This is a genomic window from Methylomonas sp. LL1, from assembly GCF_015711015.1.
Taxonomy (GTDB): domain Bacteria; phylum Pseudomonadota; class Gammaproteobacteria; order Methylococcales; family Methylomonadaceae; genus Methylomonas.
On sequence record NZ_CP064653.1, the window covers coordinates 1,715,722 to 1,740,191 of the forward strand.

The window sequence follows — 24,470 nt, forward strand, 5'->3', positions numbered from 1 at the left end:
AGCAGATCAGTCCGTTTTTCGAATCAGAAATAGTCGCGGTGCTTCGGGTTTGTCGTGACGGCTCAACACGATCTCGGTTTTAAATCGCCGTCCATCAAGCCGCTGACACCATTCGCCCAACCTTAGGGTTTCTTCATCGCCACCGGCATGTCCCGGATAAGCTAGTATCGTCAAAATCCCCGCTACCGACAGCAACCGGCACGCCGCATCAATGGCAATCAGGGTCGAATCGGTCCTCGTGATGACGCCTTTGTCCGCTCCCGGCAGGTAACCCAAGTTGAACATGATCGCCCGGATTCGACCATGAAGCGCTTGCGGAATGTGTTCCAGCATAAAGGCATGGCTGGCATGAATCAGCGTCGCCCTGCTGATTACGTCATGCTGTCGCAGGCGCTGCTCGGTGGCCCGCAAGGCCTGCAATTGCACGTCAAAGCCATGGACATGGCCACTTTCACCCACGCACCGAGCCAGAAACAAGGTGTCATGCCCGTTGCCAAGCGTCGCGTCTATCGCGTTGGCGCCCGCCGGCAAATATTGCCGGACCAGACTATGCGCTGTTTCGGACAGGGAAATGCGAGTCATAATAACGCTTAACGTGAGAGGTGGCCGGGACGAGCTCCGCTTGATCCAAGCTCGCGGCAAATTGCCGGGCGTACCAAGGAATCGCCAAACTGCCCTTGGCGCCGAAGCCATTGAAAATATGCAAGTTACGATGGACGGAATGCGCGCCGATAAACGGTTGCTTGTCCACCGTAGCCGGACGTATGCCGGCTTGGTGCTCTAATACACTGATTGGCCGCAAACCGGGACTCACCCGATCCAATGCTTGTAACAATTGATTACGAGCCGGTTCGCTGGGTCGCGTATCCAGGTTAACCGGATCGAAGGTTGCACCCAACCTGAAATGATGACCATCGGTCGGAATCATCCAATAACCAAAATTCAGAATCCATGCCGGACATTCGCTAGCGGTTCCGCAATCAAGAATCTCGCCTTTCGCCGGCTGGAAAGGTAACCCGCCGAACCAGGGATTGGCACTGGCTTGATAACCTTCGCAAAACACAATGTGGCGCGGCTGTATATCGCGCCATTGCAAATGCGGCCGCAACACGATCTCGCGGTAATCCAGGCTAACCTGCCGATAGCCGCCGCTAGCCAGCAAATAATTCTGTAAACATTGTAGTAACGAACGGGTTTTCAGATAACCGGTCTGTTGCTGCTGCAACATGCCGAAAGAGCCGATGATGCCGGAAGGGGGAGACGGGCAATCCTTCAAAAAACCTCGGTACTCGTCCCGCCCCAATCGTTGCCGAGCGACCTGCCGCTCCCGCTCGGTTTTCAGGATGCGCAGCATAGGCATGGGGATAAAAAACGACTGTTTGAACACCTCCGCCAATTGCTGATAACAAGCCATCGCGGCCGGCAATAAACGCTCTAATTCCGCCGTTTTAACCAAGCGCTGGCCGGTCACCGGATTGATCAAGCCGGCCGCGACTTGCGAAGCATTGATCCCGCCGCTATCGATCACGATGACCCGAACATGCCGACGCATCAACTCCCAAGCCAGCAGGCTACCGGCCAAGCCTTGGCCGACGATCAGAACATCAATCGGCATGTTTGGCCGTTAAAGCCTCGCCACTGAAAACAATACCGTCCCAACCGTCACGCATGAAATTACGGATGTTTTGATGATCGGTGCCATCCGGATTTTCCAGCACGTCCTTACGGTAATAATCGCCAAACAATGCCAGGGTTTGCGCTTGGTCCAAGCCCTGTAATTTGGCAAAAGCAAAAATCTTGCATGAACCTTCGTTACGGCCCGCTTCATTGATCAACGGCTGTCGAATACCGTTGCTGAATTGGGTCGGCTGGTAATCGTAATGTTCACCGATTACAGCCATGCTCTCTTGAAAATCAACCGCTTGCCCGGCCCTAACGCGCTCGATAAAATGACTCGGCATTATGGATTTACTCCTAAAATGTGTTGGATTATAAAGCCTAGTGGCATATACTTGCCACGATAATAAGTAGATCGCCATCGTCACAAGGAAAGGCAAGCGAGTATATGGAGCTCACCCACCCCGTCACTGCTACCGCTTTAAAATTACTGTTACATTGAGTCTTTACACTATGTATTTTCATTCCCACTGAATGTAGAGACTACACGGATCATAAATTCAACAGCCATTAAAGGAATACGTTTTGAAACAGCTACTTAATTTATTAGTATTTTTTTTGCTAGTCGCCTGTCAAGCATTTGCCGAACCTGTAGTTTCTCCTATCCAACCCGAAACCGGCACGGATGTCGTCGTGCTAAAAGACCCTGAAAATTTAGCCACCTATTTGCTGTCGCCCGGTGATGCACTGGAAATCACGGTTTGGAAGGAAGAAGGGCTACAACAGCAACAGTTCCTGATAGGCCCGGACGGCAACATCGTTTATCCCCTGATAGGCACCATTACCGCCGCCGGTAGAACCATCAACGACCTTAAGGAGTTGTTGGCCGTTAAGCTGGCCGACTATATTGCCGATCCCTCGGTCAGCGTCAAGCTGCTGAATAATCAGGGTAATGCCATTTTCGTGATAGGCAAGGTCAACAAACCGGGGCAAGTGTTTGCGGGCAGGCGCATAGACGTGTTGCAAGCCTTGAGCTTGGCTGGCGGCTTGACGGTATTTGCCAGCGAAAGCAATATCAGCATACAACGCCGTGTCGGTAACGAAATCAAAGTATTTCCGTTCGATTACAGCAATGTCATCGACGGTGAAGATCTACAGCAAAACATCCTACTGGAACCGGGAGATACGATTACCGTACCTTAAACATCCGGATAGAGTTCGCCATCTATGAAAATCAAGACGGAGTTCTTGTTACCGGCCTTGGTCCTGTTTAGCAACCACTGTCAAGCATTTGACTGGCTGTTACAACCCGATTTCAGTGCAACCGAGCGTTATACGGATAACTTGCGCATGCAAATCACGCCGACCCGCGACAACCTGATCACCACACTATCTCCCGGCTTGTTGCTGGGCTATATTGCCGAAAATCAAGAGCTGAAAACCAGCTTTAAATGGAATGAATTGATTTATCACGGCGAGTCGGAACTGGATTTCTCGGAAAAAATCGCCAACGCCAGCCATCAGTTCAACGCGGAACGTTTCAAAACCGACCTGTCGGCTCAATACGCCGAGCAATCGTCCATCAACACCCAGCTCGACCCGGAAGGATCGGGAAATCTGCAAATTCAGGTGCCGCGCACGACCCGATCGGTATCGCCCGGCATCACCTATAACCTGACGGAACAAAATGCCGTGCAATTGGGCTATAACTACGTCGACGTAAAATTTGATACCACTGAGTCTTTGGCGGACAATCTAGGCTTTTCGGATTACGACAATCAGCAGTTTTCGGCGACGTTTATTCATACCTATTCGGAAAGATTGTCTTTCAACCTGACGGGCGCCTATTCCAAGTTCAACTCGAGCAATGATTCATCAAATAGTAGATCGTTTATTACTTTTATACCCGCCCCACCTTTCTTAGTTGGTCTTAACCAATCACGAACTACTAGCTACGAGCAAAGCTCAACCACCCTATTTTATCAAGCCGGCTTGCAATATTTATTTGACGAGCAAACCCAATTTTCCCTCTCCGCCGGTATGCGGGAGACTGAGAATAGAACCAGGTATAGCCAAATAGTAACTTTTAACCCGGAGTATCCGCCTTATATCACCAATCCGGAACCTACAGAAATTAACGATACCAGCACAGCCAGCGGCCACGTTTTTTCAGCCAATCTGACCCGTAACTCGGAGTGGGGCGGTTTTACGCTGAACGCCGGTCAACAATTAAATCCGTCCAGCAGCGGTAGTCAGCAACAGTCAACCACTTTTTCCGCCAACCTCAGATACAATCTGAGCGAACGCTGGACTACGGGCGTTACCGCCAGTTACCTGATGTCGGAATCCACATCCACTCTTAACAATAACAGCAATATCAGCAACAACCGGACTTACACGACGCTGACGCCCAACATCCGCTGGCGCTGGACCCCGGAAATCAATCTGGAACTTTCGTACTCTTATCGCCAGCAGGAATTCGATGCATTGGGTCAAACGGCGATAGGCAACAATCTTCAACTCCAATTTTCTTATCAACCACTAATCAATCGGCAGGTGAAATAACGTGGAAAATCAAACACCCGACATCAAGGACTATCTGAAGATAGTCAGAAAACGCCGCAAATCGCTAGTCATCCCGTTTTTTATCATTGCCTTGCTCAGCATCATCCTTGCCGTGGTGTTGCCTTCCGTGTACCGCTCGTCATCGACCATTTTGATCGAAGAGCAGGAAATCCCGTCGGAACTGGTGAAATCCACCGTCACCACCTTCGCCGACCAGCGCATCCAAATCATCAGCCAGCGCATCATGTCGCGTACCAATCTGGTGGAAATCATCAAAAAATACGATTTGTACGCCGATGCCCGCAAAACCGATCCGGAAGAAAAGATTCTGGACAAGATGCGCAAACTGATCAAGGTAGAAACCATTAGCGCGGACGTGATCGATCCGCGCAATGGCGCCCCCACCAAGGCCACGATTGCCTTCGTACTGGCTTTCGACGACGAGAACCCCGCCACGGCGCAGAAAGTCGCCAATGAATTGACTTCGTTGTTCTTGAAGGAAAATATCAAATCCCGCACCGAGTCGGCCGAAAACGCGGCCTTATTTCTGAGCGAGGAAGCTCGCCGCCTGAAAGACAAGATTCAACAACTGCAAAGCACCCTGGCGACTTTCAAGGAACAAAATCTGCACCGCCTACCCGAAGCCAGCCAATTAAACCAACAGGAATTGACCGCGCTGAACAACCAGTTACTGAGCCTCGACAGCCAGGAACGCTCGGCCCAGGAAAGGCGTTTTTACCTGGAGGGCCAGTTGGCCCAAATCGATCCGAATGCAATGGCCACCAATGCGGTCGGCAACCGGGTCTTCGATATGAAAGACCGGCTGAAGGAACTGCAATCCCAATATCCATCGCTACTGGCCCGCTATTCCGACAATCATCCCGACGTACTCAAAACCAAGAAAGAGATCGAATCACTGCAAAAACAGATCGGCTCCAACACCGATTTGAATAAGCTGAATGCCGAACTAATCGATAAAAACTCCCAATTGGCCGTATTATTGAAACAATACTCGGATAAACATCCGGACGTCATCAAACTGCAAAAGCAAATTTCATCCTTGCAGCAGGCCATGACCGAAGCCAAGCAAACCGAATATTCCAATGTATCGGTGGAACCGGATAATCCGGCCTACATCATGCTGAAGTCGCAACTTGAAGCCGCCAATTCCGACATTAAATCCTTGGCTTACACCCGAGAGCAAATCAAAAATAAAATCGAAGAGCTACGCCGCAACCTGATGCAGGCACCGCTGGTTGAAAAGAACTATATGGATCTGGTTCAAGAGCTGAATAACACTAACCAGCGCTATCAGGAAGTCAGTGCCCGCGAAATGGAAGCGCAAATCTCCCAACAACTGGAATTGGAGAAAAAAGGCGAACGCTTCACGCTGATCGATCCGCCGCAGGAACCCTTGCAACCGGTCAGCCCGAACCGGATTGCGATTCTGTTTTTAGGCCTGGTCCTAGCCGTTGCCGGCGGTTTCGGCACCGTTGCCTTAATGGAGATGATGGATTCAACTATCCATAGCGAAAAAACCATCGCCACCATTTTGGGCGTAGCGCCGCTGGCCACGATTCCGTATTTGGAGAGTGCGCAAGAAAGCGCCGAACAGAAAAAACGCCGGCTGCATTTTTTGATAGGCGTGGCGGTCGCCGGCATTATTGCCGTGGTCGTGTTTCATTTTGTCATCATGCCGCTGGATGTATTCTGGTACAAATTGCTGCGTGTCGCGGGCGCCCTATAATTTAACGAGATTAGCCATGAGTTCTATTCAAACCCTTGCCGAAAAAAATCAAAACCCGGTCGCGGACTCAAGCGATAACACCAAGGACCGTATAAGCATCGCCTACAGCCAAACTCGTGTTCATACGCCGGATCAGCAATTACTCAAACAAAACCGCATCATTTCGGCATTTCCGCACGGCAAATGGCTGGAATCCTATAGGATGTTGCGGACTCGCTGCCTGCAAAGCATGGATGCGATGGATTGGAAAACCCTGGCGATCACCAGCACCAGCGCTCAGACCGGTACCAGCCTGACCGCCGCCAACCTGGCCATCAGCATCGCTATGGAACTCGACCGCACCGCCCTGCTGGTCGACGCTAATTTCCTGAATCCCACCATCAACACCCTGTTTGGCATTCAAGCCGACAAGGGCTTGAGCGACTATCTGCTGCACGACACCGAAATCAGCACGATGCTGATCAACCCCGGCATCGACAGGTTGGTCATACTGCCGACCGGTCAGCCGATGTTCAACTCCACCGAAATGCTGCACTCGCCTAAAATGGTACGACTGGTTAACGAATTAAGAAGCCGTTATCCGTCGCGGATGATCATTTTCGATATGCCGCCCATCCTGTCCCAGGATGACACCTTGGGTTTTTCTCCCTACGTCGATTGCGTATTGCTGGTGATCGATGAAGGTCGCACTAAAACCGACGAGCTTAAACACGCCGCCAACTTGTTGAAAGACATCAATGTATTGGGCACCGTCTTCAACAAATCCACCGACCACAAGATACGATTCGACAGTTAGGCATATACGCGAAAATGCCATCCAGAAACGGATTTCGGGCGGGCCGCGCGACTCCGCGGCCCACTGGGCATTCCCCGGCGTATGCCGGCTTAGCGGTCAAACCGATAACCCAGGCTCAATGTACAAGCGGATTTTTACCTCCGGCAAACAACTCCCACACCGGTGCCACATTAGCGGGCAGCGGCGCCAGCCGCCCCAACTCCACCCATTGGTTTTCCGGGCTATGAAAATCCGAGCCGACCGAGCCGTGCAATTGATGTTTCAGGCTAAATTGCTGGCTCAACCGAATTTCATCGACGGATATGCGCCCGGTGACAACCTCAACGCCCTGGCCTCCCGCCTGTTTGAAGGCCGCCAGCGCCCTGCCCATCCATTTAGCACTCAGGTTATAACGCAAGGGATGGGCCAACACCGCAACCCCACCCGCCGCCTTAATCCAAGCCACGGCCTCATCCAAGGCGGCCCATTGGGTTGAGACAAAAGCCGGCTTGCCCTTGCTAAGGTAGCGGTCGAAGGCTTCCTGCTGGGTCTCGACATGGCCTTGCGCAAGCAAAAAATCGGCGAAGTGCGAACGCGTGATTTCACCGGTGCCGGCCGCCTGGCTGACAGCTTGGTAAACGCCGGCCATGCCTTTTTTCTCAAGCTTTTCGGCGATTTTGATCGCGCGTTGATCGCGGATCGTTTGTTGCCGGGAAATACCCGCCAACAGGGTCTGATTCAGCGGATCGATATTCAGGCCAACGATATGCAAACATTGGTTGGCATAAGTAGCCGATATTTCTATGCCGGGTATAAAACGCAGCCCCAGTTCGGCAGCCATCCGCGCGGCTTCCGCCAATCCGGCGGTTGTGTCGTGGTCGGTCAATGCCAGCGCCGTCACCCCTTGTTGATGCGCGCGCCGCACCAATTCGGCCGGCGGCAGTGCGCCGTCCGAAGCAGTGGAATGACTGTGTAAATCGTATTTTTCAAGCATCACTGATATTCGCCATATAATTTTGCGTACAACCCGTTCTGCTGAATCAGGGCTTCGTGCCGGCCCTGCTCGCAAATCCGGCCTTCCTCGAACACATAGACATGATCAGCTTGCTTTACCGCGCTGAGCCGGTGGGCGATGATAATAGTGGTTCTGCCGTTCAGAAATTCGCTAAGCGCCTGATGCAGCTTGTACTCGGTTTCACTATCCAGTGCCGAGGTGGCCTCGTCGAGTATCACCACCGACGGCTTGCTGACTATCATCCTGGCAATCGCCAGGCGCTGGCGCTGGCCGCCGGACAAGCGCATGCCCTGCCGGCCGACCACAGTATCCAGGCCTTTGTCCAGTTCGGCCACGGTGGTTTTCAATTGCGCCAATTCCAAGGCATACCATAATTCACTGTCTTCAATCTCCCTTCCCAGGGTTAGATTGGCTCGAATGGTATCGTTCAATAACGCCGGATGCTGCAGCACCGTGGCGACATGCTCGCGCACCACATCCAGGCCAATGCGGGTCAATGGCACACCATCGAAATAAATCATGCCTTGATTGGGCGGATACAAGCCAATAAGGGTTTGAGCCAGGGTGGACTTACCGCCGCCGCTGGCGCCGACCAGCGCAATTTTTTCACCGGCGGCAATTTTCAGCTGGATCCCGTTCAGCACCGGTTCGTCCTTGTAGCTGAAATGCAGATTTTCCACCGCCACACTAACGGTTTTTTTGGATAAAAACGGATTCTCCAGATGGGGATATTCCGGTTCGCGTTGCAACAAAGTCAGTTGATTGATCCTCGCCATGGAGGCCTTGGCTGCATAGAATGCCTGCTGAATACCCAGTATTTCCTGTACCGGCGCCATCATGAACCACAGGTAACCGAACACGGCCAGCATTTCCCCCATGCTCAGATTGGAATACAAGACCATCAACATCGCGGTGGCCCGAAAAATGTCGAAGCCGAATAAAAAAGTCAAAAAACTCAGTCTGACCGTTGCATCGCTCTTCCAGGCGAACGCGGTCGAATGCTCCTTCACTGTTTGCGCGCTGGCTATCAATTGCTGGCAATAATGCTGTTCGCGGTTGCTGGCACGAATCTGATTGATCGCCTCCAGGGTTTCGCTCAGAGCCTGTTGAAACACGCTATAAGCCTTGTTCTCGTTGGCCTTCAGATTTTTGATATTCGAGCCTATCGCTCTTGCGAAATAAATCACCACCGGGTTCAGAAAAATGATGAATAAACCCAGTTGCCAGTGCATCCACAGCAAAATCACCGCCGTACCCAACACGGTCAAACAGGCCACCAACAACTTGCTGATGGTGGTACCGATGAAGTTATCCAGGGTATCCAGATCGGTCACTAAATGCGCCGTAACCGTACCGCTACCCAGACTCTCATATTCGGACATCGAGATATGTTGCAAACGATGCACCAGACTCTTACGGATGCGAAAAATCACATCCTTGGCAATATAGGAAAACTGCCGGGTCTGGATGATGTTTAATATCAACGCAAATAGCCGCAACAATAGACTGACGATCAAAACGCCGGCAATGTAAACAATCGGCTGCCGCCACTCGGCGGGCAGGAAAGGATTGACGCTATTCAGCACCAGGCCGGGATGATGCAGCAGCACCTCATCGACCAACAACGGCATCATCAACGGTACCGGCACGCTGGCAATGGTTGCCAATACCGCGATAAGGTGACCGGTCACTAATTGCTTTTTATGCTGTAAGGCGATGCGAAAAATGTAATGCCAGGAATATTCGAATTTGTTGGGCGAGCGCTGCTTTTTCAATGTTTAGGAGAGGTCGATTAGGCAATGGGAGATTATAATGGCTTATGTTTTATGCAAAAACCACCCGGGATTTGCGCTTATTAGGAGAATGTCATGATGAGGATAGTCATCCACCTGTTCCTGCTAGTCAATTGTCTGGCAATCGGCACTGGACAGGCGGCCCCCTCGGAGCAATCCTTGAGCGTGATGCGCAAAACATTTCTGCAAGCCGAGCACTACATTGAACAGGATCGAGAAAGCGATTTTTTTGCCTTGTCCGACAGCTTAAAGAATTATCCGCTCTATCCCTATCTGCAATACCAATGGCTGGTCAAACATCTAAATGACGAGCGGGCCATACTGGCGTTCATGCACGAATACCCGCAAAGCCGCTATACCCAGCTATTACACCGTAAATGGCTGTCCGATCTCGGCCGAAATCAACAATGGTTGACGTATATTCAGCATTATAAATCCGGCCAGGACGCCGAATCGCAATGTTACTTCGCCTTGGCCCGGTATAGCGTCGGCGAACAACAAGCGGCTTTGGAAAGCGCGAAACAACTTTGGCTGAACGGCAAATCGCAACCTACTGCCTGCGATGCCTTGTTTGAAACCCTGAAAAACTCGAGCCTGTTTAGTGACGATCTGGTTTGGCAACGTTTCCAGGCGGCCTTGGTGCAAAACGATACTCGCCTGGCCGGACAAATGCTAGGTTTGATGCCGAAACAGCATAGAGCCATGGCCGAGATCTGGCTGAAGCTACATCACCAGCCACAAGGCGTAACAGAGTCAAGCGCATGGAAGAACACCTATCCCAGGGCCGGGGAACTATTTACCCATGCTATCCAGCGCTGGCTGGAGCAAAACCCGCAAGCCGCGCTCGAGGCCTGGGAACAGCGGAAGCAGTATTTTTCGATACCGGCCGAGACAGTCGCCGACATCGAAAAACGCCTGGCAATGGCGCTGGCATTTAGACGCGATAGCCGAGCCTACCCGCGCCTATCCCAATATGCCGGCCAGGATGAATCGGCCCTGGAATGGCGGGTCCGATCCGCCCTTAACCAACAAAGCTGGCCGGAGGTATTGACCTCGATCGCAGCGCTGAATGAAAAACAAAGGGCAGAGGATAAATGGCAATATTGGCAAGCCAGGGCGCTGGCCGCAGGCGGACAAATCCAACCGGCGCAAGCGATTTTCCAGGAAATTGCCCGGCATCGTAGTTTTTACGCCTGCCTGGCCGCCGAGCGTTTGCAGCAAGCCATTCAACTCAACCATAGGCCGCTCGATGTTACCGGCCCGGAAATCGAGCGCCTGGCCCAGGACAGCGAGTTTGAGGCCGTTGGTGAATTACTCGCCATCGGCCGCAAACCGGAAGCCTCTCGCCAATGGTGGCATGCGATCGCCGAACTGGATGATCATCAACTTGCAGTGGCCGCTAAATTGGCACAGCAATGGAATTGGCCGTCGATGGCGATTTTCACGATCGCCAAAGCCAACCAATGGGACGACATGGATTTACGCTTTCCGTTGGCGTTTATTAGCCAAATCCAGCACAACGCCAACCAGCAAAACCTCGACCCCGCATTGATTTTTGCCCTGATCCGCCAGGAAAGCGCTTTCGATGAGTTTGCGGGATCTTCCGCCGGGGCGGTCGGATTAATGCAACTGATGCCTAAAACCGCCCAACAGATTGCCGGCGAATTTAACGAAAACTGGAGCAACGATTTCAACCTCCTCAACCCTGACATCAATCTCAGATTCGGCAGTTTTTACTTCAAGAAAGTACTGAATCAATTTGACGGTAATGTCGTGCTGGCGGCAGCGGCCTACAACGCCGGCGTTAATCGCGTCAAGCAGTGGCTACCCAAAACCCAGTCACTGCCCGCCGACATCTGGATCGAAACCATTCCTTACAAGGAAACCCGCGGCTATGTATCCTCGGTGATTCTATATACGTTGATTTATCAGCAGCGTCTGCTCGGCAACCGCTTGAAAGTGGCCGATTTGTTAAAAGAAGTAAAGCCCGGATAAAAATTGAGCTGATTTTTTGACTCGACTATTGGATAATGAGCAGTGTTTTCAGCTCATAATCTAGGTAAATATTGAATGGAGAAACAGCACAGTTTCACGCGCGAGGAATTATTGATGTCCGGCCGCGGCGAGTTATACGGCCCCAAAAACGCGCAGCTTCCGCTTCCCAACATGCTTATGATGGACCGAATTGTTCATATTTCCGATGAAGGCGGCAAGTATGGCAAGGGCCAAATTATTGCTGAACTCGATATTACGCCGGACTTATGGTTTTTTGACTGCCATTTCCAGGGCGACCCCGTGATGCCTGGCTGTCTGGGCCTGGATGCCATGTGGCAATTGGTGGGTTTTTATCTGTGCTGGATGGGCGGCCCCGGCAAGGGTCGGGCGTTAGGTTGCGGCGAAGTTAAGTTCACCGGCCAAGTGCTCCCAACCGCCAAAAAAGTCACCTACAAAATCGACTTGAAGCGGGTGATTCTACGCAAACTAGTGATGGGCATCGCCGATGCCACCATGGAAGTCGACGGCAAGCAAATTTACGAGGCCACCGATTTACGGGTCGGCCTGTTCACTTCTACCCAGGATTTCTAAGGAAGCCATCATGAGACGCGCGGTTGTAACAGGTTTAGGGATTGTTTCCAGCATCGGCAATAATCGAGACGAAGTGGTCGAATCGCTCAGAGCCGGCCGCTCCGGCATCGTGCATGCCGACGTTTATCAGGAAATGGGCTTTAGGAGCCATGTCCACGCTCCGGTCAACATCGATCTGGACGAAGCCATTGACCGTAAAATCAAACGCTTCATGGGCGATGGCGCCGCTTACAATTACCTAGCCATGCAACAAGCCATCGCCGACGCCGGACTGGAAGACGATCAAATCTCGAATTTCCGCACCGGCCTGGTGATGGGCTCCGGCGGCCCCTCGACTTCCAACGTGGTTGAAGCCGCGGACATTCTGCGTTCCAAAGGCGTCAAAAAAGTCGGCCCCTACATGGTGCCTCGGGCAATGTCCAGCACCAACACAGCCTGCCTGGCCACTCCGTTTAAAATCAAGGGCGTCAATTACAGTATCAGCTCGGCCTGCGCCACCAGCGCGCACTGCATCGGCCATGCGATGGAACTGATACAACTGAATAAGCAAGATATAGTATTCGCCGGCGGCGGCGAAGAACTGCACTGGACCATGTCGGTATTGTTCGACGCCATGGGCGCCTTGTCGTCCAAATATAACGACACCCCGGCAACCGCATCCAGGCCTTACGACGCTACTCGCGACGGCTTCGTGATTTCCGGCGGCGGCGGCGTATTGGTGATCGAAGAACTGGAACACGCCAAGGCCCGCGGCGCGAAAATCTACGCGGAACTGGTCGGTTACGGCGCCACCTCGGACGGTTACGACATGGTGCAACCTTCCGGCGAAGGCGCGGTGCGTTGCATGCAACAGGCCATGGCCACCGTCGACGGCCGGATAGACTACATCAATGCCCACGGCACCAGCACGCCGGTCGGCGATACCCGCGAACTGGAAGCACTGCGCAACGTGTTCGGCAATGATGGCGTACCGGCGGTCAGTTCCACCAAATCCCTGACCGGCCATGCGCTGGGCGCGGCCGGCGTCAACGAAGCGATTTATTCATTACTGATGATGCAGGAAAACTTCCTCAGCGCTTCGGCCAATATCAGCGAACTCGACCCCGAAGCCGCCGGCATCCCCATCGTGCGCGAATACCGGGACAACGTGACATTGAACACCATCATGTCCAACAGTTTCGGCTTTGGCGGCACCAATGCCACCTTGATTTTCCAACGCTATAACGGCTAACCGTTTGCGGTCAAAGCCTAACCCGCTTTGACCGCCCTCTCCCGAACTTATGTCCAACCTAGAACAAAAATCCAGAACCCAGTTCAATAAGCTGCAAAAGCGTTTGCGGCGTTGCGTCGGCGAAGCCATTGCCGATTACAACATGATAGAACACGGCGACAGGGTGATGGTCTGCCTGTCCGGCGGCAAGGATTCCTACACCATGCTGGATATTCTGCTGAATTTGCAGAAAACCGCGCCGGTCGATTTCGAAATCATTGCCGTCAATCTGGATCAAAAACAACCGGGTTTCCCCGAGCATGTGTTACCGGCCTACCTACAATCGATAGGCGTACCGTTCCACATCATCGAACACGACACCTACAGCATCGTCAAACGCATTATCCCGGAAGGCCAGACCACTTGCAGCCTGTGCTCCAGACTGCGGCGCGGCACTTTGTACGGCTTCGCCAAGGAACACAACATCACCAAGATCGCCCTGGGCCATCACCGCGACGACATTATCGAGACCTTCTTCCTGAACATGTTTTACGCCGGCAAACTGAAAGCCATGCCGCCGAAACTGCTCAGCGACGACAAACAAAATATCGTAATTCGTCCGTTGGCCTATTGCCGCGAAAAAGACATCAACCGCTTCGCCGCCTTCAAAAAGTTTCCCATCATCCCTTGCAACTTGTGCGGCTCGCAGGAAAATTTGCAGCGCCAAGCCATGAAACAAATGCTGACGGGCTGGGACAAACAATTTCCCGGACGGATCGAAACCATTTTCGCCAGCCTGCAAAACATCGCCCCCTCGCAAATGCTCGATCCCGGTTTATTCGACTTTGCCGGCTTGCAACGCGACCCAGACTCGGCAATACCACGCATCGCATCCGATGAGCCCGGATTGGACATCCTTGAACGCTAAACAAATGGAATATAACCATGAAAAACACTATTTTGGTGACGGGCGGTGCCGGCTACATCGGTAGCCATACCTGCGTTGAACTGTTAAACAACGGTTTCGAGGTCATCATCGTCGACAACCTCAGCAACAGCAAAATCGAATCCGTCCGCAGAATCGAACAAATCACAGGGCAATCCGTCAAGTTCTATCAAGCCGACATCAACGATCAAGCCGCCCTTACCCGCATTTTTCAAAATCATAACGTCGATGCGGTCATCCATTTCGCCGGACTCAAGGCCGTCGGCGAATCCTGCCAGAAACCGCTCAATTACTACCAAAACAATATCAGCGGCACCCTGGTGTTGCTGGAGGCCATGGCCGAACAGGGCGTCAAAAGCCTGGTGTTCAGTTCATCCGCCACCGTCTACGGCGATCCGCACACGGTACCTATCACCGAAAGTTTCCCGTTACAGGCCACCAATCCTTATGGCCGCACCAAACTGTTCATCGAGGAAATCCTGCGCGACGCCAACGCCGCCGATGCTTTAAACCGAGACCAACATCCCTGGAAAATCGCCATACTGCGCTATTTCAATCCGATAGGCGCCCACCATAGCGGCCTGATCGGCGAGGATCCCAACGGCATACCCAACAACCTGATGCCCTACCTGTCGCAAGTCGCTATCGGCAAGCTGCCGATTCTGTCGGTATTCGGCAACGACTACCCCACTCATGACGGAACCGGAGTGCGTGACTATATTCATGTGGTGGATTTGGCTCGCGGCCATATCAAGGCCTTGCAATACCTGATGAAACAAAGCAATGACGCGCCCATTTGTGACGCATTCAATCTCGGTACCGGTAACGGTTACAGTGTGTTGGATATGATTAACACCTTCAGCCATGTCACCGGCCAGCCGGTACCCTATCAAATTACCCCTCGACGCTCGGGAGATGTTGCGGCTTGTTACGCCGACCCTACCCTAGCGCTGGAAAAACTGGATTGGAAAGCCGAGAAAGATCTGCAACAAATGATGGTCGATGTCTGGCGCTGGCAGAACAATAATCCGGATGGTTATAACTAAGACATCATTTGGTTGGAAATAATTTTCCTGAATTCATACAAGGGGCGATTTTAATCGCCCTTACAGGATATTCGAATAGCGGAAACTTGTTTTTTGACCGCTCGATCATGTGTTTGCATAATGTTGCAGGAGGCAGCATGAATGATGCGGATTACCTATCCCCCATTCTTCGGCGGTGCCATGAATGCGGAAAAAAAAGCTTATGCCTTGCCGACGACCTGGTCGGCAATCGGATCGACATAAACGACCGCAATCTGATTCGAGATAGGATCCATGAAAAAGGCAATTGCATTTTTTACCAAGGAGATGGGGTAAAAAGCCTGTTTTTTGTCAAATCGGGGTCGGTGAAAAGCATTTATACCAGCGGGAATGGCGATCAGCAGATCATTAATTTCCATTTTCCCGGAGAAGTGATTGAACTGCTTCCGCTAAACCATTCTTGTCATTCATCATCCGCAATTACGCTGGAAAAATCGGTCATTTGCGCGTTTTCCTTACATTTTATATTGGCTTATTGCGAAAAACTCCCAAGCCTGCTGAATAATATTCAGACCCGCGTCAATGTCGAAATCGAGCATCAACACGAGGTGCTGCTGAGCAGTAACCACCGCATAGCCAACAAACGATTAGGTATTTTTTTATTGGATATGGTTTATCGACAACATCTTAAGCAAGCCAATTCCGCCCGATTACAGCTGACGATGTCTAGGGCGGACATGGCCAACTACTTGGGACTAGCGCCGGAAACAGTCAGCAGGGTTTTAGCGGATTACGAGAAACAAGGGCTTATCCTAGCGAACAAGAAAAAAATTCAGATCCCCGATCTAAACAGACTAATCAAATTCATCAGCTGACCTTCTTCAAACCAGTCTTGTCCTTAACGGCTAGCTCATTAGCCAAAATAAGCTAATACAATGAAATAACGGTGAAAAGTCGACTAATCCAGTCGAATATCGACTTTCGCGCGCCGCTGACAAAATTCTCACTCTCCAAGTCGACTGAGCTTTAGTGTTTTGAATTGACATTTATCACTGCCATAAAAATAGATTTTGATAATTTGACCACCGGAAGCAAAAGAGGCTCCCGCCAGTCTAACTTACTCAAAACGAGTGTTGCCAATTGATATATGGAGATCCCGACATGACACTAATCAATAACGCCCAACGAATCCTATCCGTAATCATCATTGCGGGCGGCTCAAATGCACAAGCGGCTGTCCAAACCATTAATTTTGACAGCGATCCCTTGGGAAACGCCATTTCCGCCCCCTCATTATTTTCAGCGGCCACGCCATTAACCGATCTTTACACCGGGCAAGGCGTAACATTCACCGCGCTTAACCGTACGACGCAAACAATAACCCGCCCCAAGGACGGTATCGATACCGTTCAGTCGGTTAATGTCATAAACGCTGCAAACACGGGCATGGGCGCGATATTAAACGAATCGGCCAATTTTGGTCATAATGCCAAAAGCGGCGATAACTTTCTGGCTTTTAACAATCAATCCAGCTCTTCGGCTAATTTCTGGCGTATCAGTTTTGCCGATCCTATCGGCTATTTCGGCATCAGTTACAGCAACGGCAGTTCATCCACTTATCAATACCTGAATTTTGAGGCCTATGACGTCAATGGCAATTTAATCGGTTCCAGAAACAACAACTATCTGGGTAATTACGACTATTATCAATCGAACTTCTTCACCAATGCCTTCAAAAGCGAAACTGAAATCAGTTACATAGACATCGGCCAGGGATTGGAATGCTGTGGCAATAACTTAACCTCCAACCTTAGAACAGGAACCTGGTCACTGAGTTTTGACGACCTGGATTATGGCGACTTCATCGATGCGCCCTACTATACCTACAGCCTCACCAACAACGGTGGCGGCCCTTATGTACCGCTGCCAAGCTCAGTTTGGCTAATGCTATCCGCCCTGCTGGGTTTCTTTCGCTTGAACCCCCGCCAGGCAAAACCAAGCGTTGTTCCCGCCTGACATTCAACTTATCTCGGATTTCCCTTTATCCCGGCATCAGTTGAGGTTTGAAAGCTACGAGGCATATACGATTCAAACCCGGTAAAACTTAAGCCGGGTTTGCTTCAACATAATTTCGTAGGCCGCTCACGTTTCACCCTATTCTCAAAATCGCGCGGCGGAATAGCTAATAATTTTCAGAAAACCGTTACAACCACGATTTTTGTAGTCATCCGCAGACAACAAGCCGTAATAGCATAAGAAAAGTCCCTTTGAAAAAAAGGTTAGTCTGATTGTGGTTTTATCATGATCCGCATAGCATGCTCTCTAAACAAACTACCGATTTTAGGGGGAATAATGAATCGAGATCATTTAGAAGGAAGAGTTGGTTTACTGGCTGGAATGGAGCTTATTACCCAAACGGCGTATCATGAAGCAGGTCATGCCGCCGCGATTTACCTTAGGAATCGCCATCATAATCTGCCCCAGATCGGTTTTCGGATTTTCTTGCAAGGTTTGAAACATTCAATACACCTGGATAATAGCCACATGCCGGCTGGTAATCGAGCCTATCTTGCAAAACTGGATGGGGGCTTGCTGGTGGAGAATCAGGCATTAAGCGCAAAACCCCATGCTTCATCACAAGCCATATTGGCTTACCAGCAAGCTTGCGAGGCCGATATGGTCAATTTACTGGCCGGCCCCCTGGCGGAAGCAAAATATGTCGCGCAGCGGGACGGTGAGAATTTCAATCAGTACTTAGTCGATTATGAGGCACTGAAAAATTACGGCGGTAAATCAGATCAGGAAAAAATCGAGGAATATATTGCCGGCCTTGGCATGCCGCCGCTGAAAAAAACCCAAACGCTGAAGGAATTGCACCGAGCCTCATTTGATTTTATCAATCAGGCCCATCATTGGCGGGCGATCTCACGTCTGGCGAATTATATTGTGGATAGTGGAAAGGAAATAATCGACTGCGAAGAAGCGATTGCCATTTTGGAAGGCGCTATCGAAACAAACTATTGCCTTAGCCGTTGCTAAACCGCACCCGATCTAGGCTAATCTCGTCCCAATTACCCGCTAACCCAGTTGGAATAATTTAGCGAAATAAGGAGTTTGACATGAGCAATGAAATGGAACGCCGTGCCCGCGCCGCCGCGCAAATAGCCAACTACGGCTTGCATCTCGGCCTACTGCCTTATCAAATCGATGAAGCCGTGCGTATTGGAGTAAGACAATTAGAGAACGGGAAAAGCGGTGCCAGAGCGTATCAGGCCGGTCGAAAAGTGGTCGATCAGTTCGCGTATCACCCATTCCGGCTTCAAGCCTGAAAGCATCCCAATAGCGGCTTGGAAATGGGTTCCAAACGATGAGGTTGAACCCAGCCATTTAGGTCGATAAGCATTATCAGGAACAATAAAAACGCCTCTCGGCTCGGTATTGGCAGCCATTAGTATAAAATTGCCCTAATTTTTTCATATCTTATGGTGCCGATTGATGTCTTGTTTCAAGGTAACCCTTTGTTCTCAGCCAATGTTGGCTTGTTATCCGGGCGGTTGAAGCATGACTGACATTCATCAGCCCCCTCCCCGCTCTCCCGAGATAATGCTAATCAGTGAAGATCCGTCCATCCACGGCATCCTACTCGGCAGTCTTAAACATCGGGGTATTGCGGTTAATTGGGTGCGAGATGTTGGCTTGTTGAGGCAAAACTTAACGGCCGTAAAGTCCGACTTGATTTTACTGGATTTCAATTTGCCGGCAACGGACGGCATAACGGTCTGCGAGCAACTGAAAGCTGGCGACCATCCACTGGACATCTCCGTCGTTTTGATGTTCGCACGGGATGATCTCGATAACCGCGCCCAGGGCTTTCAGGCCGGCGCGGTGGATTATCTGATCAAGCCCCTGGTGCTGGAAGAAGCCATGGCCAAAGTGGCTATTCATGCCAGACCACCAACGCTAGCCCCACAATCAACGTCGCAAAATACTTCGTCTTCAAGACAACGCCAAAAAAGCCGAAACTTTGAAGAACTCCCATACCAAGCGCCAAACTGCCAGGTCTGCACGGAACTGCCCTTGCAACAAAGGTACTTTCGCGACATTTTCCACAACCTTTCCGATAGCGTTTATCTGGTGGAAATCACCAAGGATAGCCGATTCCGCTACCTAGAAACCAACCGGGCCTTCGAGGCCAGCGCGGGCGTGCCGGAGGACGGTCTGCGCGGAAGCTATGTGGGCGACTTGCTCGGATCGGCGGAAGACGAGGCACCGGTCGAACATGCGACCGCTAAATTTCTCCGTTGCCTAGAGACAGGCAACGTCATCGACGAGGAAATTGTGCTGGATTTACAAACCGGCCGGCGTATCTGTCGTTCCACGTTGACGCCCCTATTCGACGACAGCGGGCGCCTGGATCGCATCCTCGGCATTTCCCGCGACATCACCGAGCGCAAGCGCATGGAGGCCGAGGTTCGGAACCATTTGCATTTCTTCGAAAACATGGACAGGGTCAACCGCGCTATCCAGGGTTCCAACGATCTCGAAACCGTGATGAACGACGTGCTGGATGAGGTACTCTCGATTTTCGACTGCGACCGGGCCTTTCTGAGCACGCCGAACGATCCTGATGTCGATTCGTGGCGAGTGCCAATGGAGCGTACCCGGCCGGAATATCCTGGCGCCCATGCCTTAGGACTTGTGATTGCCATGGATGAAAGTGCCTCGTTGGCGTTTCGTATCCTGCTCGACGCTGACGGTCCGGTGACATTTGGTCCTGGTAATGAATATCCGTTACCAGGGGCATTGTCGGAGACATTCGGCTTCAAGTCTTTCATGGCCATGGTCCTCTATCCCAAGGGCGGCAAACCTTGGCGATTCGGCATCCATCAATGTTCTCGAGCCAGAGTCTGGACAGTCGACGAAGTGAAGCTACTTCGGGAGATAGGCCGGCGTTTGGCCGATGGCCTGACCAGTTTACTAGCTTACGATACACTGCAAATCAGCGAGCGGGAGTACCGGACGCTGGCGGAAAATGCGCCATTCGGTATCGCCCGCTACGACTTGCGGGCCCGTATCACCTATTTCAATCCGCCGTTGGAAAAGATCCTGCATATCACAACGGCCGAAGCCCGTGGCAAGCGGCCAACCGAATGTTTTCCCAAGGATATTTACCAGGATTATGAACAGGCATTGTTGCGGGTGGCGGCGAACGGCGGGCAGATCGAGTTTGAGTTGAATTATCCGGGCGACGATGGCCTGGAAACAGCCATGATCACCATGCTGGCCGAACACGACCAAGCCGGGAGCATCAGCGGCATGCTGGCTATCGGTCGAAATGTTACCGCGCAAAGGCGAGCGGAAATTGCCTTGCAACGCAGCGAAGCGCTCTACCGGTCGATGGTTTCGGCGATGCTTGAAGGCGTGGTGGTCATGGGCCACGATGGCGAAATCGTTTCCATCAATCCCACCGCCGCAAAAATCCTGGGGATAGCGTTGGATCAAGCCCCCCCAAAGCGCCCGCTGGATTCGATTAAACAGGCGCTGACATTGGACGGTGAACCGTTTCCCGCCGATCAATTCCCGTCCAGGCTGTGTTTGAGAACCGGCCAGCCGCAGCACCGGGTCGAAATGGGCCTGTGCCGGACCGATGGCGAGGTGGTCTGGATTATAGTCAATTCCCAGCCCTTGTTCATGGAAGGGGAATCCAAGCCTTATGCGGTGGTTTCTACTTTCCACGATATTAGCGAACGCAAAAGGGCCGAAGCCGACAAACTGAAAGCTATCGCCATATTGAAGCAGAACGAAGCGCTACTGACCGAGCGTCTACTACTTGAGCGGCGTTTTTCAAGGATGGCGAACCATGTTCCCGGCTTCTTGTACACCCTTAAGATCGACGTTAACGGCCAAGCCAGTTTTCCCTATGTCAGTTCCGGCATCCACGATATTTATGGCTTACGGCCCGAGGACGTGGTGGCGGAAATAGCGCCGTTACACAACATGGCGCATCCGGACGACAAGCCGGGCCTGGATGCGGCGATCGCCGAAGCGATGCAAAACGTCGCGTTGTTTAATTATGAGTTTCGCATCCGTCACCCGGCCAAGGGCATCATCTGGCTCGAAGCCAAGGCGATGCCGACGCTCAAGGACGACGGCAGCATCGTGTTTCACGGCTTCATGCAGGATATTACCGAGCGCAAAAGGATAGAAAATACACTGAAATTTATTGCCCAGTCCGGCTGGCAGGAAAACCGCGAAACCTTTCTGGTTTCCTTGGCCGGTTTCATCGGACAAATTCTGGCAATCGATTATGTGTTGATCGGCAAATTGACCGCGGATCCGGATTATGCCGAAACGCTGGTAATTTATTACAGAGGCGAAATCCTAGCCAATATGCGTTTTCCCTTGGCCGGTACCCCTTGCGATAACGTCATGGAAGGTCGATTATGCTGTTATCCCGAGAAGGTACAACAACAATTTCCGCAAGATACACTGCTCAATGACTTCAGGGTGGAAAGTTATGCAGGCCTACCGCTCCGGGATTCGGCCGGTAATACCATGGGCCTTGTCTCGGTGATGGACGGCAAGCCAATGACAGGTAGCCAGCAGGTGGTATCCATTCTACAACTGGTAGCGATTCGCGTCGCGGCGGAATTGGAACGGGATAGGTTTGAGCGGGCATTGGCCGGCTCTAGGCAGTTTTTGAGCCGAGTGATCGATACCATCGCCGAGCCCGTATTCGTCAAGGATAGGCGGCACCGCTGGATTTTAGTCAATCAGGCGTTTAGCAAAATGCTCGGCCATTCCCAGCAGGACTTAATCGGGAAATCGGATTACCACTTTTTCCCCAGGGGCGAAGCCGATGAATTCTGGCGCAGAGACGAGGCGGTGTTCCGTGCTGGCGAGGAAGACGTCAACGAGGAGAATTTCACCGACCGTAACGGCATCACCCATAGCATTATCACCAAAAAAAACCGCTATATCGATGATAGCGGAAATGCGATGTTGGTGGGTATCATGCTGGATATTACCGAGCGCAAACGGATGGAAAAATCGTTGATCGCGCGCGAACAGGAGTTGCGTACTCTAGCCGAAACCGCGCCGGGCATGATGGGCAGCTTTTATCTAAAGCCGGACGGCTCGGTTTGCATGCCCTATACATCGCCGAATATTCGAGAATTTTGCGGCTTGAATCCGGAGGATGTGGTCGATGATGCCGGACCTCTGTTGGCATTAAATCATCCGGATGATGCACAGCGCGTACTCGACTCCATCATGGAGTCGGCGCGAACCCTGTCGGTATGGCATGCGGAGTATCGGATGTTGCATCCCACTCGCGGGGAGCGGTGGATGGAAGGCAATACCAAGCCGGTTCCTCATCCGGACGGCGGTATCATTTGGTATGGCTATGTTCACGACATCACCGAGCGCAAGCAGATGGAAGCGATGATACGCAAGCGCGAGGAGGAGTTTCGCACCTTGGCCGAAAATCTGCCGGATATCATCGTTCGTTACGACAAGTCCCTGCGACGGACTTATATCAACAAAGTCTATAGCAAAATGCTGGAGCCACTTGGCGTGGATCTTTTGGGTAAAACCCCGCGAGAGTATTGGAAGGTGATCGAGCCCGATGCCGATCAGTTTACCCGCATACTTCTACGGGTCATGGCGACCGGCAATCCAGAGACGACATTGATACGATCGGAAACCCGTGCCGGTAGGATGATTTATTGGACCATGAATTTGGTACCGGAACTCGATCAAGACGGAACAGTGACTGGTGTGTTGACTTGTGCCACCGATATTACCGAACTTAAGGAATACCAACGCGCGCTGGAAGCGTCCCGCGTGCAACTCAGGGCGCTGGCGGCTCGTAGCGAAAATTTACGCGAGGACGAGCGCAAGCATATCGCCCGTGAATTACACGATGATTTGGGGCAACGTTTAACCGCGTTAAAACTGGATCTTGCCCGTTTGATTTTACGATTCGGACAAAATAATCCGGAGTTGCTGCAACAGGTCGAGGAAATGGAGCTGGACATGGCCGCCACCATCGGATTAGTCCGGGACGTGGCCACCCAATTACGCCCATCGGCTTTGGAAATGGGCATCGTTTCCGCGTTGAAATGGCTGGCCCAGGAATTTCGTAAACGTAGCAATGTCCCATGCCGGCTGCGGATTCCCAAACAACAACTTGCGTTGAACGAATGCCAGGCCACCGCGTTATTCCGTATCGTACAGGAGTCGCTGACTAACATCATGCGTTATGCCATGGCATCCAATGTCGAGATCGTCTTGGTATGCGACGGCCAAAATTTTGTATTGGAAATTAGTGATGACGGCGTCGGCTTTGATGCCGGCAACATGCGCAAGGCGGGTACCTTTGGCTTAATCGGCATTGAGGAACGAGCCCTGAGTCTGGGAGGCGATATGCGAATCGAAACCGCGCCGAACCAAGGTTTGAAATTGACGGTGCGTATCCCGGTTTTACTACCCAATGAGGAGGAATTATGCTCAGAGTGCTGATAGCCGATGATCACGCCATTATGCGCAAGGGCATAAAACAGTTGCTGACCCTGACCGACGATATTCATGTCGCCGCGGAGGCCGCCAATGGGCAACAAGTATTGGATTGGCTCAAGCGGGAGCAATTCGATCTTCTGTTGTTGGATCTGACGATGCCCGATACCAATGGGGTCGAGCTAATTGAAAAAATTCATCATCAGAACAGCCGCTTACCCATATTGGTACTGAGCATGCATGAAGAAGCGCAAATCGCCATCATGGCCATGCAGGCAGGGGCATCGGGTTATTTGACCAAGGATAGCGATCCCACCCAATTGCCGGCGGCCATACGCAAAGTGGCCGATGGTGGGCGCTGCATAGATGCTAAACTGGCGATGAAGGTGACATTTGATGAGCCGGTATCCGAGCTTGACGCCGCTAAACCAGTCAGCAACAAGCCGCTTTCCGAAAGGGAACTGGAAATCATGAAGTTACTTGCCAAGGGTGATAGTCTGAAAGATATTGCCGATTTACTTGCCATCGAAAGAGGTACCGTGAGCACATACAAGACTCGGATCATGCGAAAAATGGGTTTTCGCAATAATGCCGAATTGATGCGCTACGCGGTTAAGCAAGGATGGTAGTAGAGTTCGGCGCCTAAACCCTATTTGAGCTATTTAGAAAACAAA

The 24,470-nt window shown here is 51.7% G+C and carries 20 protein-coding genes; 15 read left to right on the forward strand and 5 right to left on the reverse strand.

The window, feature by feature from the left end:
* Positions 1–6 precede the first annotated feature (6 nt).
* Genes IVG45_RS08090 through IVG45_RS08100 form a run of 3 tightly spaced genes read right to left on the reverse strand, consistent with a single transcriptional unit; the run spans position 7 to position 1,961 of the window.
* Complete coding sequence (locus IVG45_RS08090) at positions 7–582, reverse strand: tRNA (mnm(5)s(2)U34)-methyltransferase (RefSeq protein WP_196437321.1); 576 nt, start codon at positions 580–582, stop codon at positions 7–9.
* Positions 548–1,615: an NAD(P)/FAD-dependent oxidoreductase gene (locus IVG45_RS08095; protein ID WP_196437322.1), complete on the reverse strand. Its 1,068-nt coding sequence runs from the start codon at positions 1,613–1,615 to the stop codon at positions 548–550. Before IVG45_RS08095 ends, IVG45_RS08090 begins: the two co-directional genes overlap by 35 nt.
* The gene (locus tag IVG45_RS08100) at positions 1,605–1,961 is read right to left on the reverse strand and encodes a HopJ type III effector protein (RefSeq protein WP_196437323.1); all 357 of its coding nucleotides are present in this window, start codon (positions 1,959–1,961) and stop codon (positions 1,605–1,607) included. Before IVG45_RS08100 ends, IVG45_RS08095 begins: the two co-directional genes overlap by 11 nt.
* Before the next feature lie 349 nt (positions 1,962–2,310).
* Here IVG45_RS08100 and IVG45_RS08105 point away from each other — a divergent pair, with 349 nt between their 5' ends.
* From IVG45_RS08105 to IVG45_RS08120, 4 genes are read left to right on the forward strand one after another with little or no spacing between them, the layout of a single operon-like run.
* Positions 2,311–2,820, forward strand: a complete 510-nt coding sequence (locus tag IVG45_RS08105) for a polysaccharide biosynthesis/export family protein (RefSeq protein WP_196437324.1) — start codon at positions 2,311–2,313, stop codon at positions 2,818–2,820.
* A 24-nt stretch (positions 2,821–2,844) separates the two neighbouring features.
* On the forward strand, positions 2,845–4,182 hold the full coding sequence (locus IVG45_RS08110) for a hypothetical protein (RefSeq protein WP_196437325.1): 1,338 nt from the start codon (positions 2,845–2,847) through the stop codon (positions 4,180–4,182).
* Between the two features lies 1 nt (position 4,183).
* A complete protein-coding gene (locus tag IVG45_RS08115) occupies positions 4,184–5,929 on the forward strand; it encodes a lipopolysaccharide biosynthesis protein (protein ID WP_196437326.1) in 1,746 nt (581 codons plus the stop codon).
* Positions 5,930–5,945: 16 nt separating this feature from the next.
* Positions 5,946–6,725, forward strand: a complete 780-nt coding sequence (locus IVG45_RS08120; RefSeq protein WP_196437327.1) for a CpsD/CapB family tyrosine-protein kinase — start codon at positions 5,946–5,948, stop codon at positions 6,723–6,725.
* A gap of 115 nt (positions 6,726–6,840) precedes the next feature.
* Here the strand turns inward: IVG45_RS08120 and IVG45_RS08125 are convergent, their stop codons facing one another.
* A complete protein-coding gene (locus IVG45_RS08125; RefSeq protein WP_196437328.1) occupies positions 6,841–7,698 on the reverse strand; it encodes a PHP domain-containing protein in 858 nt (285 codons plus the stop codon).
* The gene (locus tag IVG45_RS08130) at positions 7,698–9,353 is read right to left on the reverse strand and encodes an ABC transporter ATP-binding protein (protein ID WP_230874840.1); all 1,656 of its coding nucleotides are present in this window, start codon (positions 9,351–9,353) and stop codon (positions 7,698–7,700) included. The genes IVG45_RS08125 and IVG45_RS08130 overlap by 1 nt, the downstream gene beginning before the upstream one ends.
* Before the next feature lie 234 nt (positions 9,354–9,587).
* Here IVG45_RS08130 and IVG45_RS08135 point away from each other — a divergent pair, with 234 nt between their 5' ends.
* The 11 genes from IVG45_RS08135 (at position 9,588) to IVG45_RS08185 (ending at position 24,425) form a co-directional block, all read left to right on the forward strand.
* Positions 9,588–11,507 (forward strand): transglycosylase SLT domain-containing protein, encoded by a 1,920-nt coding sequence (locus IVG45_RS08135; protein ID WP_230874806.1) that lies wholly within the window; start codon positions 9,588–9,590, stop codon positions 11,505–11,507.
* Between the two features lie 75 nt (positions 11,508–11,582).
* Positions 11,583–12,098: a 3-hydroxyacyl-[acyl-carrier-protein] dehydratase FabA gene (fabA, locus tag IVG45_RS08140; RefSeq protein ID WP_196437330.1), complete on the forward strand. Its 516-nt coding sequence runs from the start codon at positions 11,583–11,585 to the stop codon at positions 12,096–12,098.
* A gap of 10 nt (positions 12,099–12,108) precedes the next feature.
* Complete coding sequence (gene fabB / locus IVG45_RS08145) at positions 12,109–13,329, forward strand: beta-ketoacyl-ACP synthase I (RefSeq protein ID WP_196437331.1); 1,221 nt, start codon at positions 12,109–12,111, stop codon at positions 13,327–13,329.
* Between the two features lie 49 nt (positions 13,330–13,378).
* Positions 13,379–14,236 (forward strand): tRNA 2-thiocytidine(32) synthetase TtcA, encoded by an 858-nt coding sequence (gene ttcA, locus IVG45_RS08150; RefSeq protein ID WP_196437332.1) that lies wholly within the window; start codon positions 13,379–13,381, stop codon positions 14,234–14,236.
* A 17-nt stretch (positions 14,237–14,253) separates the two neighbouring features.
* Positions 14,254–15,300: a UDP-glucose 4-epimerase GalE gene (gene galE, locus IVG45_RS08155; protein WP_196437333.1), complete on the forward strand. Its 1,047-nt coding sequence runs from the start codon at positions 14,254–14,256 to the stop codon at positions 15,298–15,300.
* Positions 15,301–15,437: 137 nt separating this feature from the next.
* Positions 15,438–16,154 carry a Crp/Fnr family transcriptional regulator gene (locus tag IVG45_RS08160; RefSeq protein WP_196437334.1) on the forward strand — a complete coding sequence of 239 codons (717 nt, stop codon included), beginning with the start codon at positions 15,438–15,440 and terminating at the stop codon, positions 16,152–16,154.
* A gap of 286 nt (positions 16,155–16,440) precedes the next feature.
* On the forward strand, positions 16,441–17,295 hold the full coding sequence (locus IVG45_RS08165) for a hypothetical protein (protein ID WP_196437335.1): 855 nt from the start codon (positions 16,441–16,443) through the stop codon (positions 17,293–17,295).
* Between the two features lie 336 nt (positions 17,296–17,631).
* Complete coding sequence (locus IVG45_RS08170) at positions 17,632–18,318, forward strand: hypothetical protein (protein WP_196437336.1); 687 nt, start codon at positions 17,632–17,634, stop codon at positions 18,316–18,318.
* Positions 18,319–18,398: 80 nt separating this feature from the next.
* A complete protein-coding gene (locus IVG45_RS08175; RefSeq protein WP_196437337.1) occupies positions 18,399–18,608 on the forward strand; it encodes a hypothetical protein in 210 nt (69 codons plus the stop codon).
* Between the two features lie 232 nt (positions 18,609–18,840).
* Positions 18,841–23,802, forward strand: a complete 4,962-nt coding sequence (locus IVG45_RS08180; RefSeq protein WP_196437338.1) for a PAS domain S-box protein — start codon at positions 18,841–18,843, stop codon at positions 23,800–23,802.
* Positions 23,787–24,425 carry a response regulator transcription factor gene (locus IVG45_RS08185; protein WP_196437339.1) on the forward strand — a complete coding sequence of 213 codons (639 nt, stop codon included), beginning with the start codon at positions 23,787–23,789 and terminating at the stop codon, positions 24,423–24,425. The genes IVG45_RS08180 and IVG45_RS08185 overlap by 16 nt, the downstream gene beginning before the upstream one ends.
* The last annotated feature ends 45 nt before the right edge of the window (positions 24,426–24,470 follow it).